Annotated in this window: 19 protein-coding genes and 3 pseudogenes; 11 read left to right on the plus strand and 11 right to left on the minus strand. The window is 35.6% G+C overall.

Going from position 1 to position 25,113, the window contains the following annotated elements; genetic code table 11:
• Window positions 1–66 precede the first annotated feature (66 nt).
• Entirely contained in the window at window positions 67–1,722 is a 1,656-nt protein-coding gene (locus tag SUSAZ_09935; protein AHC52185.1) for a thermopsin, read from the minus strand.
• 435 nt (window positions 1,723–2,157) lie between these two features.
• Between SUSAZ_09935 and SUSAZ_09940 the strand changes: the two genes are divergently transcribed.
• Window positions 2,158–2,892: a hypothetical protein gene (locus tag SUSAZ_09940; GenBank protein AHC52186.1), complete on the plus strand. Its 735-nt coding sequence runs from the start codon at window positions 2,158–2,160 to the stop codon at window positions 2,890–2,892.
• 194 nt (window positions 2,893–3,086) lie between these two features.
• Here the strand turns inward: SUSAZ_09940 and SUSAZ_09945 are convergent, their stop codons facing one another.
• On the minus strand, window positions 3,087–3,854 hold the full coding sequence (locus SUSAZ_09945) for a hypothetical protein (protein AHC52636.1): 768 nt from the start codon (window positions 3,852–3,854) through the stop codon (window positions 3,087–3,089).
• Window positions 3,855–4,695: 841 nt separating this feature from the next.
• Between SUSAZ_09945 and SUSAZ_09950 the strand changes: the two genes are divergently transcribed.
• From SUSAZ_09950 to SUSAZ_09970, 5 genes are all read left to right on the plus strand, one after another.
• The gene (locus SUSAZ_09950) at window positions 4,696–5,253 is read left to right on the plus strand and encodes a hypothetical protein (GenBank protein AHC52637.1); all 558 of its coding nucleotides are present in this window, start codon (window positions 4,696–4,698) and stop codon (window positions 5,251–5,253) included.
• 922 nt (window positions 5,254–6,175) lie between these two features.
• Window positions 6,176–6,919, plus strand: a complete 744-nt coding sequence (locus SUSAZ_09955; protein ID AHC52187.1) for a hypothetical protein — start codon at window positions 6,176–6,178, stop codon at window positions 6,917–6,919.
• Window positions 6,916–7,680, plus strand: coding sequence for a beta-lactamase (locus SUSAZ_09960; protein AHC52188.1), 765 nt, complete (start codon window positions 6,916–6,918; stop codon window positions 7,678–7,680). Before SUSAZ_09955 ends, SUSAZ_09960 begins: the two co-directional genes overlap by 4 nt.
• Before the next feature lie 337 nt (window positions 7,681–8,017).
• Window positions 8,018–9,418: a sugar transporter gene (locus SUSAZ_09965; GenBank protein ID AHC52189.1), complete on the plus strand. Its 1,401-nt coding sequence runs from the start codon at window positions 8,018–8,020 to the stop codon at window positions 9,416–9,418.
• A 205-nt stretch (window positions 9,419–9,623) separates the two neighbouring features.
• A complete protein-coding gene (locus tag SUSAZ_09970; protein ID AHC52190.1) occupies window positions 9,624–10,226 on the plus strand; it encodes a hypothetical protein in 603 nt (200 codons plus the stop codon).
• A 59-nt stretch (window positions 10,227–10,285) separates the two neighbouring features.
• On the opposite strand, the gene SUSAZ_09975 is transcribed toward SUSAZ_09970, so the two are convergent.
• Window positions 10,286–11,677 carry an amino acid transporter gene (locus tag SUSAZ_09975; protein ID AHC52191.1) on the minus strand — a complete coding sequence of 464 codons (1,392 nt, stop codon included), beginning with the start codon at window positions 11,675–11,677 and terminating at the stop codon, window positions 10,286–10,288.
• A 150-nt stretch (window positions 11,678–11,827) separates the two neighbouring features.
• Here SUSAZ_09975 and SUSAZ_09980 point away from each other — a divergent pair, with 150 nt between their 5' ends.
• A complete protein-coding gene (locus tag SUSAZ_09980) occupies window positions 11,828–13,822 on the plus strand; it encodes a tyramine oxidase (protein ID AHC52192.1) in 1,995 nt (664 codons plus the stop codon).
• Between the two features lie 248 nt (window positions 13,823–14,070).
• On the opposite strand, the gene SUSAZ_09985 is transcribed toward SUSAZ_09980, so the two are convergent.
• Both SUSAZ_09985 and SUSAZ_09990 read right to left on the minus strand, forming a co-directional pair.
• Window positions 14,071–14,688 (minus strand): RNA polymerase sigma70, encoded by a 618-nt coding sequence (locus SUSAZ_09985; protein ID AHC52193.1) that lies wholly within the window; start codon window positions 14,686–14,688, stop codon window positions 14,071–14,073.
• A gap of 25 nt (window positions 14,689–14,713) precedes the next feature.
• Window positions 14,714–15,055 (minus strand): uroporphyrin-III C-methyltransferase, encoded by a 342-nt coding sequence (locus SUSAZ_09990; GenBank protein AHC52194.1) that lies wholly within the window; start codon window positions 15,053–15,055, stop codon window positions 14,714–14,716.
• Window positions 15,056–15,362: 307 nt separating this feature from the next.
• Here SUSAZ_09990 and SUSAZ_09995 point away from each other — a divergent pair, with 307 nt between their 5' ends.
• Window positions 15,363–16,151, plus strand: a complete 789-nt coding sequence (locus SUSAZ_09995) for an aldose 1-epimerase (protein ID AHC52195.1) — start codon at window positions 15,363–15,365, stop codon at window positions 16,149–16,151.
• Window positions 16,152–16,387: 236 nt separating this feature from the next.
• On the opposite strand, the gene SUSAZ_10000 is transcribed toward SUSAZ_09995, so the two are convergent.
• The 4 genes and pseudogenes from SUSAZ_10000 to SUSAZ_10015 all read right to left on the minus strand — a co-directional run bounded on the left by SUSAZ_10000 (window position 16,388) and on the right by SUSAZ_10015 (window position 20,300).
• Window positions 16,388–17,122, minus strand: coding sequence for a multidrug ABC transporter permease (locus SUSAZ_10000; protein AHC52196.1), 735 nt, complete (start codon window positions 17,120–17,122; stop codon window positions 16,388–16,390).
• Window positions 17,123–17,151: 29 nt separating this feature from the next.
• Window positions 17,152–18,136, minus strand: a pseudogene (locus tag SUSAZ_10005) (ABC transporter).
• 368 nt (window positions 18,137–18,504) lie between these two features.
• The gene (locus SUSAZ_10010; GenBank protein AHC52197.1) at window positions 18,505–19,134 is read right to left on the minus strand and encodes a hypothetical protein; all 630 of its coding nucleotides are present in this window, start codon (window positions 19,132–19,134) and stop codon (window positions 18,505–18,507) included.
• A 242-nt stretch (window positions 19,135–19,376) separates the two neighbouring features.
• On the minus strand, window positions 19,377–20,300 hold the full coding sequence (locus tag SUSAZ_10015) for a membrane protein (GenBank protein AHC52198.1): 924 nt from the start codon (window positions 20,298–20,300) through the stop codon (window positions 19,377–19,379).
• An 18-nt stretch (window positions 20,301–20,318) separates the two neighbouring features.
• On the opposite strand from SUSAZ_10015, the pseudogene SUSAZ_10020 reads away from it, so the two are divergent.
• From SUSAZ_10020 to SUSAZ_10030, 3 genes and pseudogenes are all read left to right on the plus strand, one after another.
• Window positions 20,319–20,990 (plus strand): annotated as a pseudogene (locus SUSAZ_10020) (branched-chain amino acid ABC transporter ATP-binding protein).
• A complete protein-coding gene (locus SUSAZ_10025) occupies window positions 20,990–21,283 on the plus strand; it encodes a hypothetical protein (protein ID AHC52638.1) in 294 nt (97 codons plus the stop codon). Before SUSAZ_10020 ends, SUSAZ_10025 begins: the two are co-directional and overlap by 1 nt.
• A gap of 228 nt (window positions 21,284–21,511) precedes the next feature.
• On the plus strand, window positions 21,512–22,420 hold the full coding sequence (locus tag SUSAZ_10030) for a ribonucleotide-diphosphate reductase (protein ID AHC52199.1): 909 nt from the start codon (window positions 21,512–21,514) through the stop codon (window positions 22,418–22,420).
• A gap of 63 nt (window positions 22,421–22,483) precedes the next feature.
• Here the strand turns inward: SUSAZ_10030 and SUSAZ_10035 are convergent.
• Window positions 22,484–24,334 (minus strand): annotated as a pseudogene (locus tag SUSAZ_10035) (amino acid permease).
• A 358-nt stretch (window positions 24,335–24,692) separates the two neighbouring features.
• Window positions 24,693–24,851 (minus strand): hypothetical protein, encoded by a 159-nt coding sequence (locus SUSAZ_10040; GenBank protein AHC52639.1) that lies wholly within the window; start codon window positions 24,849–24,851, stop codon window positions 24,693–24,695.
• Between the last annotated feature and the right edge of the window lie 262 nt (window positions 24,852–25,113).

A 25,113-nucleotide genomic window follows, 5' to 3' on the forward strand; every position in this document is an offset into this window, starting at 1 on the left:
AAAAGGTGTAAGAAGGAAAATTAACAAAGTAAGCCCAAATAATTTCAACTTCAAAACGTTATTTAATTACTCGTAACCTGATGGTTTTCTGACTAACAAGTATATAATTAAAAGGATTATGATTCCGGCAAACACAACAAATATGTTCTCGTAGTTAAGGCGAATAATTAACCTCTCGGTTATGGGTTGAGTTACTGTTATCGTATCACCGGGTAGTAGATTATAAGTCCCCTCGTATGCGATAGTGTATAACAGCGGTCTATAATTGGGTATGGTTATTTCTGATCCGTTATTCTGCCACGTCAATATTCCGCTCATATTGACTAAGTACTGAAGTTGGGCTTTCACTGTGAGGTTGAAAGGTCTATTTATGGTAATGCTAGTTGAGGGTACTACTTTAGTAATAACATACCTGGTGTTATTTGATAAGTAATAGTTCGAGGTTGATATAGTGATCCTAGTATTTTCTGGGTACCAGCCCGATTTCAGGGTTGTATTAACACCGTTAACAAGTGCTATGACCGGAATTGAAGAGATTACATTCAATTTATAGTAAAACGTATATTTGGGAGTGAACTGTACAGAGCTAAACCAGGTTGATGAATTTATTATAAATTTTACCATTTTTTGCGTAGAAGTATGATTAAGTAATGCAAAGGAATCATTACTTAAGGAGTAATTGGAGTAAAGGTAAATCGATAAGGGAGAGTTTATATATGCTGTGAAGTTGTAGAATTTATTTCCGTCAACGATAAATGGTATTGGGCTAGAAATATTGACGAACGTAAAATAGGGTGTTGGTGGGTTAAAATTATTTGTTAATTCCCCTTTGTTCAGGTTACCTGTTGTAACATGGGCAAAGCCCTGCCTATCTACATATACGGTCAGGTTACTTCCAGATTCAGCAGTATCAAAGCCGTAGTTGTAAACATCATTAAATGGTAACCATTTTCCATCTTTTAAATAGTACATAGCTAAGAGACTTGACATCTCCTTAAATGTAGTACGTTCCCCGTTACTAAATCCTCCCCAAACTAATTCCACGTCCTTTTTTAGACCATAATAAGAATACGAACCCTGATTGTATACATACGTATAAGAATTCTGTACCACAATCTGCGCAGATGTGGTACCCTGTACTGGAATTATAACGTTGTCATAAACTTGAACCTTTGGCGATATTATTTTTCCGTTCTGGAGTATGATATATCCAAATGTGACTAGTGGTCCTCTTACAGAGGGAGTAATATTTATGAACAGGTAGAAGGACAATGGGAAGTTGTAATATATAGTCTGTTGAGAAGAGGTACCATAAAAAGTCTGAGGAGCTTGGCATGAACTACATGTTGAAATGTTTCCACTACCTATGACTTCTGATATATTTGAGTTCATTTCAGTTGCATTCCATATATTGTCATTAAAGAAGAGCGTGTTATTATTGGTTATAAAGTTCGCTACATTTTGAACCCAGAAGTAATATGTGTTGCTAGGAGTGTCGACCTCAAGTATTGCATTTAGTTGAAGAGATGCACCATATGGCTGATAGAAGCTTGAATTGTAGGCTAATAGTGATGAAATGTTCGCATAGCCTAGTATCGATATGGTTGTAATATTGGGACTTATACTCGAAATTCCAACAGGAGCTGTCACTGCAAAACTAATGAGTGGCGATAGGGTTAACATGAGAAATATTAGGACTACAATTGTGGTGGCTTTTCGCATCAATTGTATGCATTGATACTACATATTAAAAGATTCTCAATACAAATTTAGACCTTAGTGACAAGCTGACTTCCTCCCCGCCCTAAAGGGCGAGGCTTTCATTCTTTTGTAATTCAAAGACTATTTTATGAGGTCTAGTAGAAAATATGCATTCAACGAGAATATATAAAAAATAGGTTTATTTTACATGAAATTGTTATCTAGAAATTACACATATGTAACTTAATACATCCTCCAAGTAATTTTTAAATACGAAATTGAGTGTTTAATAACAATCTTGAAACGAATTTATTTTATCTCTAAGTAAAACTAAATTTTATTCAATACAAGCTATAACTCGTTATTTCAATAATAAACTTTTTATTCGTTTCGGTGTTAAGAAGAATTATGGCATCAGAGTCAATTACTGTTGCAGTAAAGAACAATTATGTTGTGATCCAGTGGGTTAAAAACTTGGACAACGTCCTTCCACTCATACCTAATATTGTTGAGTCACAGGGTACTACAGTGAAGATGAAATTCTCTAGACTTATGCTCAACTTTGAATCAGAATTTCTTGTTGAACCGTCTTTGATCTCAGATGATGTTGTGGAATATAATTTCAGAGATAATAAGGGAAATAACTTCAGGGTAACTTTCGTAGCTGAAGGTAAGAGTACAATAAGAGTAGTTATATCTTATTTCGGGGAAAGAGAGTGGATAGTAGAAGGAGAATTTGATAGTATTTTAGAGGAAATAAGGGCAGGTATATTAAGAGATGTTTCAGATATACCTGAAACACGTCCACAATTGGGAAACAATAATGAAACCACTACTATTCCAAATGATTACTCAAAAAACCTTTCTAGATTATCCTACCTTTCAAAGCTCACCTTGAAGAGTAAGTTCACTAAGACTCAGACTGTGGCAATTAACGTAGGGGGACTGGTGGACTATTTGCAAGATATAGTGAACCAGTACTCAGAGTACCCTGTTATATATATATCAGGAAGCGGTGGATCAGCATTCAGGATTTTGTTCATAAATAATGAAGTTAAGGGGATTTATGTTCTAAAGGAGGGAAAAGAGTACTTTGGCAATGAAGACATTTTGAATACCTTATCTGGAGCTTTTAAGGTTCAAATTTACGCTATAGCATCACCCAAAATATTAGAGGAAATTAAAGAATAAGCAAGTATCTTTGACTTAGCCATTCATAGAGCTCTTGAGATGAGACAATGAGCCTATAGTGCAATAAACAGACCAATTTATGAATAAAATCCAGCTATGGAAAATCCTAGGCAACAAAATTCTCCGTATATTTCGTTTAATTCACTGAAAATTTACATATAGACAAATAGCTTATTGTCTGCTCTCTCTAGTCCTTAATACACTAAATAAATTGTATTTATGGAAAACCGTCTGTGATGTCTTCTATTAATAGACGTGCCCCTCCCATTATCCATTACTTCTTCTATTCCGAGTCTTGATAAGATATACCCTATAAACGGTATGAAATGAGTAACAGGTATGGCTATAAGTACTCCTCCTACCTTTAATAAACCACTCCTATAGATTCTCCCTACTCTATATAAACCGATACCGAGGAGCAGTTGCCCTATCGTGTAAAGTAGCGTAAGTAGCAAAAAAGAGTATGTAAAGAGTGAAAAGTCAACTGAAGGGACGATATAATTCAAGGAGAGCACTAAGTATCCAAAGGACATCATATAAAGTAAGATACAGATTAATATTAGGCTTGTACCTACTCTACCGATTCTCACTTCTTTAGGATAATTTGTGAATCCTCTCCTAATTTTAACAATTCCCGGTATCACATAAAACGCTAGCGCTACATAAGTTATAAGAACTACACTACTAAAGTATAGTCCATAAGGGTTTCCACTTTTATCAGGAATTGTTGCAATAAATAGCAATGACGTTTCTAGACCTATTATTCCCCCAGTCTCAAAACAGGCTAGAATAGTAACTGACAGAGGATTGGACAGGTAGCTTATTAATATATCCTGATACCCACCCTGCATTATCAAATAAGTGTAATAAAGAGAAAATATTATGAAGAAAACATAAAACAGTCCTACTCTAAATAGTCCCGTCTTTATTTCCTTAGGTCCATAAAATCTTCCTCTAGGCATTATTTAAAATAGCTAATATCGCAAAATAAAAGAATTTTGATCGTATTCATAAATATATAGAATTAAATGTTAATAGATAAAGAATGAAGGGAGTCTTTTTTGAGGTCAGAGTATTCAAAATTTTTGAGGTACTTCTCGTTAACACGTACTGAAGACCAAAATGTTTAAATTCCGAGCTTATGATCCTAAGAGAATATATTTGTCTTACAACCTAAAATGGTAAATTGCGTTATATATGATTGCTAACACCGCTCTATCAAAGTTTAATCTTTTAACATGCTAAACTCATAGAATTATACTATTTTTAATTCTACGTCTCTCAAAATCTTAACATCATTTGAGTTTTTATTACATAATTGAAGAATAGATTTATGGATGACTATGGTTTTAAAATGCTGATGTTAACTTTTTCAGTCTTATTCTCTGATCATGATCAGCGGAGACAAAAGCTCTTAACCTCAGGTCTACTCACTATTTTACTTTAAGTTTTACGTGAAATAATAATTTTAGCCACGTTCATCGACTCCGCAAGTCTAATCCTAGTTTCTTGTACTTAGTCCTTTCATATTATTTAAACATATTGAAAAGCTATTATATAAATAGCTTTTTAATTTGAAAATACTTTAAACTCTTCAGGTTACACACAAAATTTTATCTTTCAAACTTTGAGAGGAAATATACGAATTTTTCATTTTTAACAAATAGCACAAAACTAAATAAAAATTTTCTATCTATCCCTTTTTGAATTGACTATATCTGTTTTTCAACTATTTAATATTATACCCTAAGAACTTAGGTGTAGATTTTAAATATCTATCTATTGTATACATGAAAGAAATAGATGGTTGGAACACTTCCCTTTATAGAAAACTACAAAGCAACTAGCTACAACTACGACAAAATAATAACGGCAAATTTTCCCATCAATTCTTTAACTAATGTTATTAGGGAGTTCCCTTATGAATTCTTAGTCTTCTCTTTTTCACTAATATTCACCGGTCTGGTGTTATATTTCGATAACGGGGTCAGAAAAGGTATAACAGAGGTGTTTAAGGGCAATTTAACGTTAAGTAGAATCTTCTGGATTATCATAATAGGAGGTAACCTCATAGACGCTGTAGTTTCAAGTATTGCATGGATAAACTTTGATGCGTCAGACTATAACATATTTCTCCAGCCATACGATAATATTAATGCGTATTATGTTGGCATAATGATGTTGTTTACTATAAAGATACTAAGCATATTGGTCATTTACGTTTTAAGTACGCTTGCGGGAAAAGTATGTGCCAAATGCAAAACTGCCATCCTAGCTTGGACTAGTGGTCTGGTTATATTCTTAGCCTCATACATATTATATTCATTAACAACATACTTAATATACTTCAGAATTCTATAAAAGATAAGTTAACCATGACAGGAATTATTTCAAGAACCTTGATAATCAGCCTTGGAATTGATGATAATTTAGGAAAATTGGTGTATAATGAGTTTTTAGTTTAAAGTCAATGAAATCCGAGAGCATAATCAAACCATCTTAATCCTGTATATTAAGTTATAAATATCAAAGAGAATTGAAGCTTTCAATATAAGTATGACTTCATGAACTTGAGTTTAGAACAAGTCGTTGGTGTATAGTTATTAAAATTTGGACTAGCTGAGTATTACCTTCCAGTCACAGTAATACTATTACAATTTGAATTATATTACATTAGTAACCTATTTAGAAAATTACTCATATACTATATATATTATAAGATCTTAGTAATACTTGACTTTAGATAAGACCACAATCAATATAAAAATGTGTTCGAAAAAATCAAACTACTTCCTAATATTTGCCTTCCTCCTGTTATAGTATCGTATTTCAGAGCAATCGTAGACCATTAATCGTGCTTGAGACCTTTTCATCCACTTACCTAAAACTCCTGTGCTAGCTTTATAATAAATAACTTAAAAATGTACGGCTTATTCCGAATGACGTGTGACGATCTAGCTGACTTCTTCCCCGCCCTAAAGGGCGAGGCTTTCGTCATTTTGTAAAATGATATTTGTCCTGAGATAATCATAGGCTTTCCTGATATAACAAGTGAAATACTAATTACTTTCACCCTTAATATTTACCCGCTTGTTGAGTGAAGAAAACGTATTATATTTTACTTTTTAGAAATTAACTGAATTTTCCTAATACAATTACTATTTTATCTTTCTCAATTTATATCAAGATATATCTAAAACTAATACCGATGAGAGTATAAATATATTTATATATGATCAAATACGGTTTTGTTTCCATGAGGTCAGAAACAGTAGTAATAGGCGTGGACAATATCGATCATGCTTTAGAGTGGGCAAAAAATCCTGACAATGTTTTAGGTGTTATACCCAGTGTTGTTGGTGTTGAAGATGGGTACATGATATTAAGATTTAGAATACTATGGTTCTTCAGACTAACCTCGAGATTTAAGATCCAAACTCCAGTTATTTCATCAGATTCAGTTGAGTGGTCTGCAGTAGATGATAAGGGTAACACATTCGGAATAGGATTTTACCACGAGACAGAGGACATGTTAAGAGTCACGTTAACTTACAAGGGTGAGAAGGAGTGGATTGTTGGAAGGAATCTAAATAAAGTGTTGGAAGAGATAAGAAAAGGTATTCTAAATGACATGGATAAGGCTGAAATGTACGAGATAAAGGAAAATGGTGAAAATGAAGAGGATTATTCACAAAACCTCTCAAAGCTATCTTATCTGTCCAAGTTGGTAATGAAATCCAAAATGGTGAGAACGCAGAACGTAGCTTTAAATGTAGGTGGCGTGGTTGATTATCTGCAAGAGGTAGTTTCACAGTTATCAGAATATCCTGTTGTATATATCTCAGGAAGCGGACCATCGGCTTTTAGGGTATTATATATAAATGGAGAGGTAAAGGGAGTGTATGTGATGAAAGACGGAAAGGAGTATTTTGGAAAGGAAGACATTTTAAACACTCTTTCAGGCAACTATAAGACTCAGGTATACGTAATGGTCTCACCAAAGCTTTTGGAGGGAATTAGAGAGTGAGGATCCATAAGCCATATATTATTCATGAGGATAAGGACCACAAATTTGTCTGGCTAGGGCTTGATGAGTCTGATTACGAAAAAGGTTTACTGACGAATCAGTATTTAATTGTAGACGGGGACAAAGGTATATTATTGGATCCAGGTGGGTATTTTGTATTTGAAAGGGTATTTAAGAACTTAAAAGATTTCGTAAAACCTGAGAATATTATTGGGCTGTTCTATTCCCATCAAGATCCAGACGTAGTAGGAGCAATGAACCTCTGGCTAGATACCTGCCCTAACGCTAAAGTGTACATATCAGAGATCTGGGAGAGATTTTTACCTCATCTAGGTATCTCAGATCCAAGTAGTGCAGAAAGAATTATAAAAATACCAGACAAAGGTATGCAGTTTAAGATAGAGAAAAACGAAGTGAGAGCCATTCCTGCTCACTTCCTCCACTCCGAAGGAAACTTCCACGTTTATGACGTTAAATCTAAGGTTTACTTTTCAGGAGATATAGGGGCAGCGGTATTCCCTAAAGGAAAATGGAGTCTTTATGTACAAAACTTTGATGAACATGTGAAGTACATGGAGTGGTTCCATAAGAGATACTTGCCCACAAGAAAAGCCTTAGACATTTGGCTGAAAAGGGTTAAGGAATTAGATATAAAGATCATTGCACCACAACACGGTTCCATATTTGAGGGAGATAATGTAAAGAAGTTCATTAACTGGTTAGACAAGCTAGATAAGGTAGGGATAGATCTGATGGAATGAGACAGAAAGAAATAAAAGATGTTAAGTTATTGGGCTGTTATTCAGAAATATCTGAGTTTTTTGTAGACTGTACATATTTCTACATAACTGTTTATTTTCATTTCCAACCAATAAACTCTACCCGTATTCACTCTTTAATGATAAACAGAATTCTCGTTTACGTAAAATAAGCATCGACGTTCTATTCTCCTGAGCTTCTAATAAATGCAAAAATTTTACTAATAGGCTGCTTCTGAGCAATAAAGAACTATGATTTAACCTAAAAAATACCGAAAATACATAGTGCTCTATTTTCTACCTAGAAAAGCCTATATAAGAAGTTTTCATAATTAATACTATGGATAAAACTTATATCCAAAAATCGATACCTAAAAGATCTACATATACAGTCCTATCTGCTATGGGCTATTTTTTGGACGGATATGATCTCAGTGTGATATCTGTGTTCACATTTATCTTACTGACTTATAAGATATTTCCTTATAACTCTTTCACTCTAGGTTGGGTTAGCGGATCAGCACTTTTAGGTGCTATGGTAGGAGCAGTTTTATTCGGGCATTACTCTGACCGAATTGGTAGAAGATATCTGTATGTGTTTGACCTGATATTTTTTGTAGTCTTTGCCGTGTTATCTGCCCTCTCCACTAACCTTATTCAAATGATAGTTTTCAGGTTCTTCATAGGATGGGGAGTCGGTGCCGATTATGCCTTAAGTCCAGTATATGCTTCAGAAATGTACCCAAATATGGAGAGAGGTAAGGGATATGGCTGGGTTTGGTCATTCTGGAGTATTGGAGCAGCTGTAGCGTTTTCAGTAGGTTACCTATTTTACTTAATCAACCCAATAACTGCCTGGAGGTGGGCGTTAGGTCTAGGTGCAATTCCTGCAATAATAACTATTCTCCTGAGGACTAATCTTCCTGAGTCTACAAGGTGGAATATTGCTCAAAAAGGAGAGAAGGCTGTTGAAGAAGCTAAATTACTGAGGAGGGAAACTGGTATGACTGATGAGGATATTAATAACCTTATCAAGGAGAAACAAAAATATGAGAAGTTAAGTGCAGGCTCAATAACTGCTCTATTCAAAGGTGAGTGGGCTAAGAGGACTGCCATAGTATGGACCCAATGGATTCTTTATGACATTGGAGCTTATGGATTTGGTCTTTATTCGCCTAGTATTCTAAATTTGCTAGGTATTAAGGGTGCTTTAGCTATACTATTCTCCGCATTACTATATATTCCAGGGTTTTTGGGTGCATTGGGAGCTGCATATCTTAACGACACAGTTGGAAGGAGAATTCTACAGCTATTAGGCTTTGGTTTTGCGACACTAGGTATGGTCTTTGTTGCCTTAGGAGCTACAATAGGTGGCTTATTCGCTATCGCCTTGGGTATAATAGGTTTAGTATTTTGGTACGGAATGGGAAACCTTGGACCTGGAAATACTATGGGACTTTACGCAATAGAATTGTTCCCAACTAAGTTAAGGTCTGTGTCTATGGGTTCAGCAACTGCTATTACTAGGTTTGTATCATTTTTGAGTGCCTTCGAGTTTCCATTTATCGTTTCTGCTTTCGGAAAACTACCATTCTTTGAACTATTGGTGATAGTTAGTGCAATGGCATTTATATTCACTTTAATATTTACCCCAGAAACGAAAGGACTTTCCTTAGAGCAAATATCTACGTATAAATATACTAGAGGTAAACTTGTCCCTCCTGATGATAGAAAAGAGTAAAGACTGGGTTAATTTGAAAAACTGTTTTTCCCTTAGTCTTAATTTATTGTATACAAGCTTCATCTATGTGTTTAAACTACGTCTATTGACGTCATACTGAAGTTGGATACTTTCCAGTAAATGATCTTAATTTTATGAATTGAATTTTAATATTTTTAATATTCTTATCTTAAAGGATAAATAGAAGCTAAAACAACTATTCTGTATGGAAAAACGAAAGGAATACGAGGGTAGTGACCTAAGCGTAGTAAAGACCATAAGGATACCTAAGAGGATGGAGGAATTTTTAGATAAAGTTTCACTGGAGGAAGACATGAAATTTAACAGTATTATAACTAGAGAACTAGAAAAATACATGTTCTTTACATACAAAATTCGTAAATTCGATAAGGAGAAAGAGATTACGATATCTAGTAGATTTTTTGAGCTTGTACTAAATTGTATGACTGATGATTTGAATTCCATAGAGGAGAAAGCCTATCAGGCAGGGAAAAAATGGGGAAAAGAGTACCTATTCATTTGGAGTAAAGAGTTACACAATAAGAAATATGCAAAATACGATAAGTTATCGATCTTCATCGGATTCCTAGATATTATTTCTAAGTATTCCAATTTGTTCAGATATGATATCGTAGAGGATAGAGAGAGTATCTCTATTATATTATCTCACAACTATAACTACAAATATTCGGTCCTAATAGCAAATTATTATGAAGGATTAATAGAAAATATTCATGAACTTGTTAACAAAAAATGTAAAATAGAACCAATGGAAAAAAGTATAGTCTTTACCTTTAAAAAAGATTAGCTAAAAGGTGTTAAATCTCTCTTAAGCTAATTAGGCTAGTTAACAGAGTCTTCCTCTTTTCATCTTTTGAGTCTCCTTGATATCATTAAGTAAATTGCCCCTCCTACGACCCACAACACTAAAGTTAACACGCCTATGAGGACAGGTATATTTATGGCGCTGGTGATTAACTGACTGTAAAACACGAAGCCTATAATTGCCTCAATTACTGCTACAAGTATTATATTACCTATGCTTAATGCATTATTCCTTTTTACAACAATTAACATGCTTATGTTTACTGTAAATATGGCTATTAGGAAACCAAATGTCGTGGTAACCCCAGTAGCAATAAATATATTGGCTGGAGTAAAAATAAGTGACATTATAACGAAATAGACAGCTGTAAATATGAACGTGAATAAAGCAGCAATATGGGGAGTTCTCCTTCTTTTATGTATTTCACCAATTCTAGATGGCAATAATCCGTCTCTACTCATCGCATACATGACTCTAGTTACTGCATTGGTAAACCCACACGCACAGGCTATATTACTGTTTATAAGAAGAGCAGTTAAAATTATAGCTAAGATGGGACCACCGAAATTATATGCTTCTATCAAACCTGGGGCAAGATAGTTGAAATATGAGCTCATGTTGTTAACACCCCATCCTACAGTAAATGCCTCAGAGCCTATCAGATATACAATACCTACTATTAGTGCAGCTGTGAACACGCCCTTTGTAATCGTATTTTTTGGATCTTGAGCTTCTTCTCCGAGGACGGAGACAGTTTCATATCCAGTGAAAGCTAAAATACCAAACGAAACGCCGAGACCAAGATTAAGTACCTGAGGCTCAGGTACATAAGCTAGCGTAAATGTTTGTGGATCTGGAGGCACTTTGGAAAATATCAGAAGCGATGTGGCAATTAGAACTGAAATTTCTGCTAAACTCATAGTAAGTGTAAATTTTAGAGATGGTCTTATTCCCATATACGATATAAAAACCGCAATTGCGGCATTGGCTAGACCAAATGGTATCCATATCCAATCTGGTAAATTTAACCCTAACTCTTGAAGTCCCGTAGGAACCATTAGCCCCATTATTAGATAGACAAATATTATAACTGCAAATATGTAAACGATATAAGACATACTGGCTATGAAGGCTACTTTTTTCCCTAACCCTCTCTCTATAAATGTATATATTCCACCTGCGCTTTGGATGTATCTAGATATTATGCTTATTCTTGTAGCATCAAGCAGTATAGCAACTAATGCTATCAATACGGCTAATGGCAATCCGCCATATACGAAAGCAGCCGCACCAGTTAGTGTACCTATAGTGGCAGCTGCAGGAGCTGCTGAAGCTATACCTTGTGCTAAAACCTCTCTATACCGAGCTACACCTTTAGCTAAACCCTCACCTTGTTCGGTTTGCTCTTCCTTTTTGCCCTTAGTTTCATCCATTTTAATTCGAATTAACTATTATATAAAACTAATATTTAATCATATTTTGTAAGATAATGTATTATAATGTATTACTTTATAATACAAAATATATATTTATAGTTATATTTTCTTAAGTAATATTGGTTATATAACCTTGGGTGAGAAGGAGTGGTTGAAGAAAGCAAAGTAAACTCTAGTTTAGTTAAGTCACCGTTAGATCCCCTAGACGATAACGAAATAGAGATAGCAGCTCAAGTAATTAGGGAAAAGATAGTCCTAGAGAAAGGAGAGAGCATAAAATTCATTGCCATAATGCTAAACGAACCGGAGAAAGATGATTATTTAAAGTGGAAAAAAGGAGAGAAAAATATCGAGAGACAAGCATTAGTCAAGTTTTACAATCCTGCAGAAGAGGGTAAAGTATATGAAGCAATAGTTTCAATTGAGTCCCGATCAATTGTTTCTGTTCATGAGATAAAGAATGTTCATGCACCCATAACCTTAGATGAATTTGGAGAATGCGAAAAGGCTGTAAGGAACGATAAACGAGTTCAAGAGGCTCTACAAAAGCGCGGTATACTTCCAAATGACCTTAATCTTTTAATAGTAGATTGTTGGTCTCCAGGATATGTAAATGAGGCTGAACGTGATAAAAGACTGGCTATAGGGTACATGTGGATTAAAAAAGACATAAAAGACAATAATTATGCTCGTCCAGTACACGGACTTATGCCATGGGTTGACCTAAATAAAATGGAAGTAGTTAGAATTGACGATTTTGGTGAGGCGCCTCTTCCTGAGCTCAATAGTGACTACGCGCCTGAGAGAAGGAAAGACGTGCAAGAGGATAGCCTTAAACCCATTGAGATACTTCAACCTCTAGGAAGCAGTGTGGTGGTTAACGGTTATGAAATAAAATGGTATAGGTGGAGGTTGAGGATTGGTTATACGCCAAGGGAGGGTCTTGTTTTATATGACGTAAGATATAATTATAAAGGAAAAGAAAGACAAATCATTTACAGGGCATCCGTTGTAGATTTAATGGTTCCTTATGGAGATCCTTCTCCATTCCACTACAGAAAAATGGTTCTTGACGCGGGAGACTATGGTCTAGGAAACTTTATCGTTCCCCTGAAACATGGTAATGGTGAGCTCTATGACTGTGACTGTTTGGGTGAGGGTATTTATCATTTCGATGTAGTCAGAGCAGGTTCAGATGGTAAACCTGTAAAGATAAAAAAGGCTATATGCGTACATGAAGAGGACTTTAACGTAATATGGAGACACACTGATCTGAGAAGCGGTGAATCAGAGGTAAGGAGAAATAGGAGACTTGTTGTCTCGTTCTGGGCTACACTAGCTAACTATGATTATGGATTCTTTTGGCACTTTTATCAGGATGGTAGTATTGAACTGATGGTCAAATTAACGGGTATAATAAATGACGATGCTGTGCAGAAAGGACAAAAGAGAAAGTATGGAACGCTTGTTACCCCAGAGGTATATGGACCTATTCATATACACTGGTTTAACATTAGACTGGATTTAGATATTGACGGACAAATAAATAGGGTATATGAGGTTAATCTAAAACCAGATAGTATAGGACCTGAAAACCCATTGGGTAACGCGTTTTATGCGGAGGAAACTTTATTAAAAAATGAGTTAGAGGCTAGAAGACATGTAAATCCTCAAAGTGGCAGATATTGGAAAATAGTTAATCCGAAAAAGTCCAATTATTTAGGAGAACCCACTGCATACAGATTTATCCCTAGAGAAAATGTAGCATGTCCATTGCCAGAAGAATCCTTTGTAAGGAAGAGAGGAGGCTATATAAATTATCATCTATGGGTCACTCCATACGATCCAAATGAAAGATATGCTACTGGAGATTATCCCTATGAAAGGATTGGTGAAGGATTACCTAAATACGTGGAAAAAAACAGGAGTATAGTGGATAAGGATATCGTATTATGGTACACATTGGGAGTTGAGCATGTAGTGAGAGTTGAAGATTGGCCAGTAATGCCAGTAGAAATGGCTGGATTTATGTTAAGACCTGACGGATTCTTCGATGAAAATCCGTGCATAGATTTGCCAAGAGAGTTATCATCTAATAACGAGAATAAATATAGAATGAAACACAGTCATGGAAACCATTGAGGGATCATAGGTGCCTTCCCATGAGAGTGTAAAAAGGTATAAGAGAATACTCCTTTTTTACCATCTTATATTGATGATAATATCTTCAGCGACGATAATTCTCTTCTTGCTCAATCATTTGTGAGGTTTTTGAATCTGACTTCTTCACCACCATAAATGGCGAGGCTTTCCTTACTATGTAACTAGGTAATGTATCAGGATGACAGATCAGCTCTTCGTTCCAGCACGTTTTTCTTGTTCCAATATATTTAGCTCTTTCTGTCCAAATAATATTTTACAGCCTTTTTTAGAGCTCTCCTCAGTATCTCCTCTAGCGTAGATGCCTTTATCCCCAATTTATTGGCTAATTCCTTCATAGAGATTCTCCTATCAACATCAAAATAACCAGATTTGTAAGCCAATCTCAGGATTTCCAATTGTCTGTCTGTCAACTCACTTTCGTCAATTTCTGATACATTAGCGACCGTAGCCTCTACTCTTATGCTGTTCAATTCCTCTAAAAACTGTTTTAATGCGGAGAGATTTGGCAATAAAAGTTTATACATAACAGTAGCTTTACTTAGCACCTTTACCTTTTCCACAATTAGGTCAGAGTGATAGAGTAGCTTACAAACTCCACAGCCGTTCGTCCTTATCCAAATAGTATTTTCATTTATCCTTAAAGTTTTAAGAGACCTTCTCTTTAGTTCCTTAAGTATATCATCATCTATCTTAAGGAGGGCAATATGATCAGTAACCTGGTCCCTTAACTTAACATTAGTTATCTGAGCCCTAATTTCATATTTCCTAAATATGTCTAAGACTTCGCATGGGTGTTTATCCAGTAGAAGTGTAACTTCAATGGGTCTCTTTGAGGCAAAGACCATATGTAACAACTCTTTCTAAAAAAGATTATTTTGTTAACAAACTTTCAATATACTCCTTTAAAACTACCGCACTATTGTAAGGTGATTTAGTGGCATATAAAAATGTGACATTTTCACTTCTCCTTATTACCTCGACTAAGACTTTAACCTTAGGGTTACTTTTAAGTTCCACCATATACTTATGCTTAAACTCTTCCCACTTTTCAGGTTCATGATTAAACCATTTCCTTAACTCGTCTGATGGAGCAATATCTTTCATCCAAATATCCACTATGTCTTTCTTTACTCCTCTAGGCCATAATCTGTCAATTAAGATTCTGACTCCATCATCAGTCTCAGGTGTCTCGTAAACTCGCTTGACCTTAATCGTCATATTTTACTATTAGAAAACAAAATTAATAAACAATTACCCTCAGAGTTTAGGTCTTCTTGCTCAAAATCTAGTCTCTATGTGCTTGCTGAAGAACATTAAAACTTGACCCAAAATATGACTTCTGCAAAGCCTTCGAATATTTTGTAAGCAATCCAAGTACGGATTTATTGAGCCCTAAGTAGTTTTAGTTTATTTAATCATTAACATGACACAATCGTGACAACTACTTACATGGAAAATAATCTTTGTGTTAAATTAACACAGGAAAATAATAAATTAGAAAATTAAAGAGATTAAGAACATGATTCTAAAAAAGGGACGTGCTGAGGCTGAGATCCTAAATAAGGGAGCCTACCTTTACTCATTTAAAATTAATGGGAAAGATCTAGTTCTCCAGGGAAATACTGATAGAGTTACAAGAGGTGGTATGGCAGTCCTAATACCCTTTGCTAACAGGATAAAGGGTGGAGAGTACACATTTGATGGGATTAAGTATGAGTTACCCAAGAACAAAGAAGGAAACGCCATTCATGGACTGGTCTTAGATAAGGAGTTTTCAGTTATACATAATGAAAGGGACTTCGTGATCCTAAACTATCTCTTAGAGGATAAGGGTTACCCGACAAAGCTGAATTGCCTTGTCCTGTATAAGCTATTCGAGAATGGTTTTATGAATAAGATAGTAGTTCAGAATGTTGGAGATAAAAGAGCACCCTTAACAGTGGGAACACATCCATATTTTGTGGTTTCCAGTGACTGGGAAATAATTACAAGGGGAGAGGTAAGGAAACTAGAGAGTATTGACAATATACCAACAGGGGAAATAAAACAGGTTAAGCTAAGTCACGGGGAATATGATGACTGTTTTATCATCAGAGGAGATATAATTTTGAAATCAACTCATTCAAAACTGAAAATAACTAGGAGGAAAAACCTGAATTACATTCAAATATATACTGGTGTTAAAGGAGCTGTTGCCATTGAGCCCATGAGTGGGGCTCCAGACGCTATCCATAATAAGATGGGTATTAAGGTAATTAAACCAGGGCAAAAACACGAATTCTCATATGAAGTGAGATTTTATCTTTAATTAGCATATAAATGATAAGTAGTAGTAAACTAGATAACAAATAATGTATATTTCCCTGGTGAAACCAAGAGACTAGTTGTGATTTTCCTTATATCGAGCCTTCTCCTCCTGATTAGTTTGGACAAATCTTGAATATACTCCTCTAAGGTCATGAATTACACATGGTTAAAAAGGGATTTACTACACTTAAATGGTCTCCACTAAACATATAGTCTAAAGTGAATAATAACGTAACTTCACTCTATGATCTTTCTGAACCTAAGTGATGCTATGATGTACATTACTGCATCAAAGAGTATGGCAACTAAAATATCGATGAGAGTCGACGAGAAATTCCCCGTTATCATGAAGCTCCTGCACAGGTTTACCCCATAAGTCATGGGATTAATTATCGCTACGTACTGTAGAACTTTAGGCATCAACTGTAAAGGATATAATGCGTTACTGGAAAAGAATAATGGAAGAATCATAGCTTGTCCAATACCCATAAATCTTTCCCTAGTCTTCATAAACGAAGCAATAATGACTGAAAGTGAAGCAAAACCACTGGATATTACGATAATTATAGGAATTGTAGCTATGAAGAAGAGGGGGCTATAAAATCTCACACCTAGAAGTAATGCAATGGGAACTAATATAAGGAGTTGAAATAGTCCTCTAACTCCTGATGCTAATGATCTCCCTATTATTATTGCGTATCTAGGAGAAGGTGTTGTAATTAGCCTCTTCAAAATCCCCGATTCTCTCTCCCAAACTAAAGTTAAACCGTAGAATACCGAGACAAACACTGTGGACTGCATTATTACTCCTGGAGTTATGTAGTCTATATATGGTATTCCAACGAGTATTGCTCTAGTTCTGGCTATGATTGTGCCATAGATTATTAACCAAAATATTGGCTGCGCAGCTCTTATGTACAACTCTGTTCTATCATGCATTATCCTTCTTAATTCCAGTTCAAACATTGACATTAGATAACGAAAAGAGCTAACTAACATTTTCACCCACCCCTTATTCTACTCCTGGCTTGACGTATTTCCTTAACATCGCCCCTTACACTGATGGTCTTACCCACATATGCTATAAATACATCGTCTAAAGTTGTTCTCCTTATACCTATTCTTTCAAACTTGATATGAGCATTTTTGAGCTTCTCTAGTACAAGCGAGAGGAGGCTATCTGCGTTATCTACTGAAATTCTTACCTCTCCGCTAGAGTAGATAATTTCCTTCACACCTTCTAAGCTACTAATCTCCTTCTCTATTACGTTAAAATTCGTTTCATCTATTTCGAAATATATTAACCTCTTGATTAATTGATTTCTTCAAATTCTCTGCGGTTCCTACTTTTACAATTTTACCCCTGTCGATCAAGGCGATTTTGTCTGAGTACTCATCAGCCTCATCCATATAATGGGTGGTAAAGAATATCGTCATCTCGTTCTCCTTCTTGAAGCGCCTTAATTCGTCCCATACAGTTTTTCTGGTTAAGGGATCAAGACCTATTGTTGGTTCGTCCAGAAATAAGATCTTAGGTTTAGTCAACAATGAGCAGGCTATCTCCAATCTCCTTACCATGCCCCCGGAGTAGGTTCTGACTAAGTCATTCTTTACATCATATAATCCCATTTTATCCAAGATTTCTTCAATTCTCTGTTTCCTCTGATCTGAAGGTATACCGTATATCTTTGAGTATATTAGTAGGTTTTCATAGCCTGATAAATCAGCCCATACACTAATTTCCTGAGGGACATAACCTATAATTTTCCTTATTTTATCTCCCTCTTTCGCTACATTATACCCGTTCACATAAGCCTCTCCACTAATGAAAGGAATCTGGGTTGTCAAGATTCTTATTAACGTAGTTTTACCCGCTCCATTAGGTCCCAATAATGCAAAAGATTTCCCATATTCCACATCAAGGTTTACACCATTTAACGCCTTTACGTTTCCCTTATATATCTTTGTAAGGTCTCTCACATATATTCCAAAAAAAAATCTGGATTCATGTTAAGATATTGATAAAATTTAGGTTTAAATAGTTATTGAGATCGGTAATAAATTCTATTTGCCTCATACTTAAGGTCTTCTAAATAAATTGATTACTTATAGTATTGCAGAAAGGGAGCATTTTTGTAGCACAATCCTATATTAAAGTATATTGTTAATAAATACCTTCAGTTATTCTGTGTGTCCGTCTTTAAACTTTAATATATAGAATAAGTTCTATCCACAACAATTACTCATACTTGTCTTGAATTGTGGGGTCTAAGAATGTAATCATAAGAATAATGAAAGACTTATGGAAGTAAAATTCTAAGGACAACTTTACTGTTAAGCCCATCTAATATATCTTAAATACTGAGGATTTTGACCGCATTACTTAGTATTTCCTCATCCACAATCTCTGGGAAGGGAACATAAGGATAATGACTTCCAAATATCAATTTTTCTCTAGGAAATGTCTTAATTACATTCTCTGGAACAGAAGAGATGTCACCGTACACATTATTCAGTTGAAGGAGTTCTCTTGCCTCATTAACATAATTCGGATAGCCCAGACTTATCAATACTACTTTTAACCTGAAATTCTTGAGAACTTCAGTTAGTTTAGAGGGATCTCCCTTACCTCTACCTGTGTAGATAAATAGGGGTAAATCGTGGTCTTCAGTGAACTGATAAACGTCATTAGCTTTATCAAGATCAAAGTCATGATTGATTGGATTTAAGACAATTCCCACTATTCCCTTATCTAGTTGTCTGCCAAGTTCAACTCTTGCAGGAACTCTGCACTTTAAATTGTATATTCCTAGTTGAAGGTAATCTCTACTTCTATTCCAGAGGTATTGCTGATAGAAACCGTCAACACAGCAATTACACGAGTACTTATATGATGGGTTTAAAACGACGTAATCGAAATTGTCTCTAATCTCTTTAGCATTTACGCCGTATATACCGAGATGCTGATGTGTATCGATTTTCATAGTAACTATCTAGTCTAGCCAATAAAAATGGTTTTACGTTAGACTGACTTCCTCCCCGCCTTGAAGGGCGAGGCTTTCCTCATTTTGTAACAAATACTTGTAAGGTATCAGAGACTTAGGTCGATTATCCAGATAAATTGGATTAAGGACAAAGATCTTCAGGATGTTTAAACTTTTTAGACATCTTAGAATAAAAAATTATTTAGATTTGATATACTGTGGAATGAAACTAACTAAATTAGTCATACCTTAACATTACTCCTTTTTATCGCAATCCTGAGCGTTAGTAGCAAGACTCCTCCTATCAATGCCATTATGCCCAAAAATAATGCACCAACAGCATAAGTACCGGTAACTTCTTTAAAATATCCAAAAATATAAGGACCGACAAATCCACCTAGATTTCCAATAGAATTTACCCATCCTACTGCTACAGCCCTAGTTTCACCTGCTAATACAGACTGTGGAACTGGCCAAAATGATGGGAACGCAGCATATATTCCTATCGCGGCTATGACCAATGATATAAATAAGGTATCTGGCGATGCGTGACCCAAAAGTAAATAAAATAGTAACCATCCAATGAATGCTACTACCATCGGTAAAGAACTATGGAAGAACCTTTCATTAGTTCTGTCTGATTGTCTTCCTACTATTATCATAGATATTGCAGCTATAGTATATAGTATTCCATTAATTATTCCGACTATTAGGTTGGATGTCCCAAATATGCTTTTAATTGTTGATGGCGAGAAGAAGGTTATCCCATAGAGTGATGTAACTATTGCAAAGTAAACAAAGGCTAATGTTAATACCCAAGGGTGAAATAAACCTACTCTAATTGACTTTACAAAATTTTGTGGCTTACTCTCTTTCTCTGCCATTAGTACAGTTTCTAAATGCTTTTTCTCATGGTCAGGTAACCATTTAGCATCCTTAGGCCAGTCGTCCATTGTAAATAAGACTACAAGCCCCCAAATTATTGATGGAATTCCTTCAAGAATAAATAACCATCTCCAACCTGATAATCCGAACCAATCTACACCCAGTAAAAATCCTCCTATGGGTGAAGCAACAGCATTTGATATGGCTACGGCAGACATAAATAGTCCTACAGCCCTAGCCCTTTCCTCGGATGTAAACCAGTGGGTCAAGTATACTATAATACAAAGTGAGGTGATTTTTTGCCTTCTCTTGAAGTTAATTCAGTTTTAAAACGTTTTGGTGGTTTGGTCGCACTTAATGAAGTGAGTCTTAAGGTCGAAAATTCAAAAATTACTCTTCTCATTGGTCCTAACGGTAGCGGGAAATCAACTTTGATTAACGTTATTTCAGGCATATATAAGCCGGACTCTGGAAAAATCGTACTAGATAACATTGATATTACAGGTAAGAAACCCCATGAAATCTTTAAACTTGGTATCGTTAGGACTTTTCAAAATCCTCAAGTATTTCCTAACTTGAGTGTACTTGATAACGTTATTTTAGGCAGGAATCCTATACGAAGCGAGTCTGTTTTTAGGTCCATGATAAAGAGTCTTTGGAGGAGGGAGGAGGAAATGTTAGTTGAGGAAGCATTTAACATATTAAAATTAGTTAAATTGGATAAAATGTGGGTTAAGCAGGCTAAAGTGTTAAGCTGAGGTCAATTAAAGCTACTTGAGATAGGCAGAGCATTGATGGCAAACGCCAAGGTTCTTCTGATGGACGAGCCCTTGGCTGGAGTTAACCCTCAATTAGCTAAAAGTCTCCTTAACCTTCTTGCAGATCTAAAGAAGAACATGAGTATACTAATGGTGGAACATAGGCTGGACATAGTTTCTGAGTATGCAGATGGTCCTTCTTGCCCTATATGATGCTAGTATTAGGCGGAGCTGGGACTACGTTAGGTGCAGTTATCGGTACCCTGGTGTATACAACACTGTGCCATCTAGTGGACATATACAAACAACAGCTAGGATCAATACTTAACTTCGACCCTGTATGGCTACAATATATTCTGTTTGGACTCTTATTGACTGTCTTGTTAGTTCTAAGACCAGAAGGAATATATCCTGAGAAAAATAGATCGCTGCTCAAACCAAAGGAATTGAGTAAAGCAGACAAAAAGGAAGAGACAACATCAAGTAGTAATTCAGGGTCATCATAATGCATGTGGAGTAAGGGAAGGATTTTTATGTTACTTGTTAATGATACTGCCATTCAGAGCATTTTACTCAACATTATATAGTAGTTTTATGCATAATTATCTGAATAAATTATAACGAAATTTTATTGTGTAAAAATAACTAAATACTAAAGGTTTTAATATTTAAAGTTTTAAATAATATAATGAGAGGGTTTGAAGGAAAAATTACTTGAATTCAGAAGTGAAGGAGTGATTCATAAGAAGTTCAAGGCGACTTCAGTAGGATATGACTGGAACTCATTCCCCATGAAACTTTATCAAATAGGCAAGAGGCTATTCTGGGATCCGTCAAAGATAGATTTCTCAAAAGACAGGGAGGACTGGAAAAAACTAAGTAGAGATGAAAAGAATTACCTTCTGAATATAGTCTCACTCTTCATGGCTGGGGAAGAAGCAGTGGCAGTTGATATTACTCCCTTAATATCAACCATGATTGATGAGGGAAGGGTCGAAGATGTAATCTATTTAGAACAGTTTGCCTTCGAGGAGGCTAAACATGCAGAGGCATTTAGAAGATTTTGCGATTCATTAGAGATAAATGATGACTTGACAATTTTTACCACAGAGTACAATCCGTGGTATCAGAAAATTTTCTATGAGGAACTACCAAGCGTAATGTGGAAGTTACGAGTCGATCCGTCCCCTGAGAATTTAGCAGTAGCAGTTACAACTTATAACCTTTATGTTGAAGGAGTAGCTGCTGAAAGTGGGTATAAAACCTTTAAGCATATATTTAATAGCCTAAATTTAATGCCTGGGTTATCAAAGACCGTAAACTTAATTGCAACAGACGAATCTAGGCATATAGCTTACGGAACTTATTTGATAACCAGGCTTATAGTGGAGAACGGTGAGAGTATCTACAGAAAAGCAATAGAGCAATTCAACAAACTGGTTGGGATAGTTCAATCTCTAACTAGACCATTAACTAAATTACCTTTTGGATTGACCCCTGATTTCACCATAGAAAATAGGAAACAACTAGTTAACGCTAGGCTAATGGTAATTGAGAGAGCCCTAAAGATGACCCCTGAGCAAGTCAAAAACTTTTCGCCAAAAGACTTAGGTGTAATAGAGGAGATTAGGTCTGACAAATAAGAAATAATAAAGACTAAGATTTTTTTCCTTTTCTTCAGTTAATTTTGATGGAATGTTCTTATATCAATCCTGTTGTACCTGTTCTCTCACTATATTTTCAATTTCCTCAGTCCTGAAGCCACTGTAAACTGCTAAGTAATGGAATACCAACCCTATTATAACCACTAGTATGGTATCATAAGGGAAAGGTATTATAGGGGTGTACTGAGTAGTCCAAAATTACCAATGAAACTTATAACATATGTTGCCAGAATCATGCCTATGAACCAAAGACCGCTTTTTATGTACTTTCTGCCCTTTTCATTAACAGCTAAATATCCGATTAGGCTAGGGATTATTGACATTCCAAGAAATCCTAGGAAATACATTATAAAGCTCCCAATTAAGTTATAAGAGGAATTCAAAACATTTACGTATGCGAAGTAAGCTAAGAGCATGTTAGATAAGAGTTGAAGTAGTCCTAAAGTTACTCCCAGTGCTCCACTCATATTTAATTCCTTAACTGCGTAATATATCCAGAATATTGGCACTAGAATGAACAGGGATGTCAGTATGTAAAATATGGTTGTAAAACCTGACAATATCCCACCAGCATTGCTGACACAGTAGCTATTGACGTGATAATCTTACTTCCCACTAGCCTCACTGGTCTCCTAAGATCGGGAGCAGTTCTTCTCAATGTCTGTAGACCTATGCCACCCATTACGTAAGTGAAAACTGTAGCTAATGAACTAAAATTCACAAACAAGTACCAACTAGGGAATGGTAGTAAGAACAGTATTCCTACGACGAGCGTTGCAATGAGAGAGAAGATTGGTATTTTGTACTTATTGAGTCTTAGGAAGAACTCTGGAAAGTACTTATCTGCAGCTATTCCGTAGAAGGTCCTTGTGGTTGTACCAATATACACTAGACCAGTACCACTGGGAGAAATTACCGCGTCCACAAGTAGAGCATAACCCCAATATACCAATACCGCTAAACCTAGAGCTTTTCCACTATTCTTTAGTTCGTTATAGAAGGGTCCACTTGCCCATGAGCTAGAAGTAAGAGCAGTCCAGTTACCTGGTGTTGAGATACCTGCTGAGGTCCAGTTTAATGCTCCAATAAAAGCTATTTGAAGTAGTGTATAAATTATGATGGCTATGGCGAGCGAGAGAACTATTGCCCTTCCAATTTCCCTTTGAGGATTTTTTGCCTCTCCAGCGTATACTCCACTGGTTGCCTAAATCCTAGATAAGCGTATACTATACCGCTAGCAGGTATTGCATAAAATACATCTATTAAGCCATTTAAATTACCAGTTGGTATGAAACCATAGGATGCGAAATTCTTTGAATTAAACGCAAAAAATAGTAATATAAAAGTTACAGTTGGAACTATTAACTTCCATATTGTTATATCAGTGTTAGTTTTACCGAGTGCTTTTATTCCGAAATAGTTAACAAAAGAGAAGACCACCATTAGGCAAATAGCCAAAAGAATTCCATATACTGTGAGTACATTCACACCATTAACAGATGTGGTGAGAAAGTTGAGTGGGCTAATTGAGGCTAGATATTCCATAACAGCTTCAGCCTCTATTGAAGGAGTAGTCACTGCAGATATCAGGTACAATACAGCTAACATATAACCAGCGTAACTTCCATGGCTATAATGAGGATATCTCACAATTCCATCACTTCTTGGAACAGCGGTGCCTAATTCAGCATAAGCCAGACCAATGAATATTATTAATATACCACCAATTACCTAGGAAAGGACAGCTGAAGGTCCAGCGATAGACACTGCACTTAATGCTGAAAATAACCAAGCAGATCCTATAATCCCTTCTAGTGCCAATGATACCAGATCAATTAAGGTTAGCTCTCTTCTAAGTTGTTTATCTGTATTAAGGGTCTTCTCTTCTACCATAAGCTCTTAACATGGTAAAAATTTTTTTAAAATTATCTGAAATCAAGTGGTTCAATTCTTATCATAACGTCCTAGAACCGGTTAAATATTCAATACTGTAGATTTACCTTTTATGACAATATTCAAACACTGAAATTGGAATCTATTCTGTACTATTTCGGTTAACTCAAGAGTGTAGTTTAAATCTATTTCTTTAAAAAATTTCTACATTCATGTTTCCTCAGCTGACCCACTCCCCGCCCTAAAGGGTTCCTTTAGAGCGATTCACAGGTTTATGATTTACCGCCTTCACCCTCATCATCTCATAACTAGTGAGTATCACCCACCCCACTCCACACATCCAGCGGTAAACCAAAGGCTAGGTCTTCAGCCACTTTACCCCTATCCCTCTGGTCAAACCCTCATTCCACCCTCCTTGAGACTCAAGGATATTGTTTTTCAGCATGAGGACACTTAATTGAACTAATATACCCATTTCCATAGGTTTCCTCACGCACCATTTAACCAAATTTAACATCTTAACGATACTATAAAAACCTCACCCCGCCTTAAAAGACAAGGCTTGCCGATTCTTAGTCACTCTCTAATTTATCTTATATATGTAAGAATTCAGTAGATTCGTCTTACATACTTGACAGGAAATATTTGTATCTAAAGATATATCGTTATTAATTTAAAAACACTAAAATATTCTAACCCTATTAGATAAAGAGTAAAACAATCAATGTATATGTGAGATTAAAACTGTATTGTAAAGTTTTAAAAACATGCAATAAAAT

It is taken from the genome of Sulfolobus acidocaldarius SUSAZ (genome assembly GCA_000508305.1).
Taxonomy (GTDB): Archaea; Thermoproteota; Thermoprotei_A; order Sulfolobales; family Sulfolobaceae; genus Sulfolobus; species Sulfolobus acidocaldarius_A.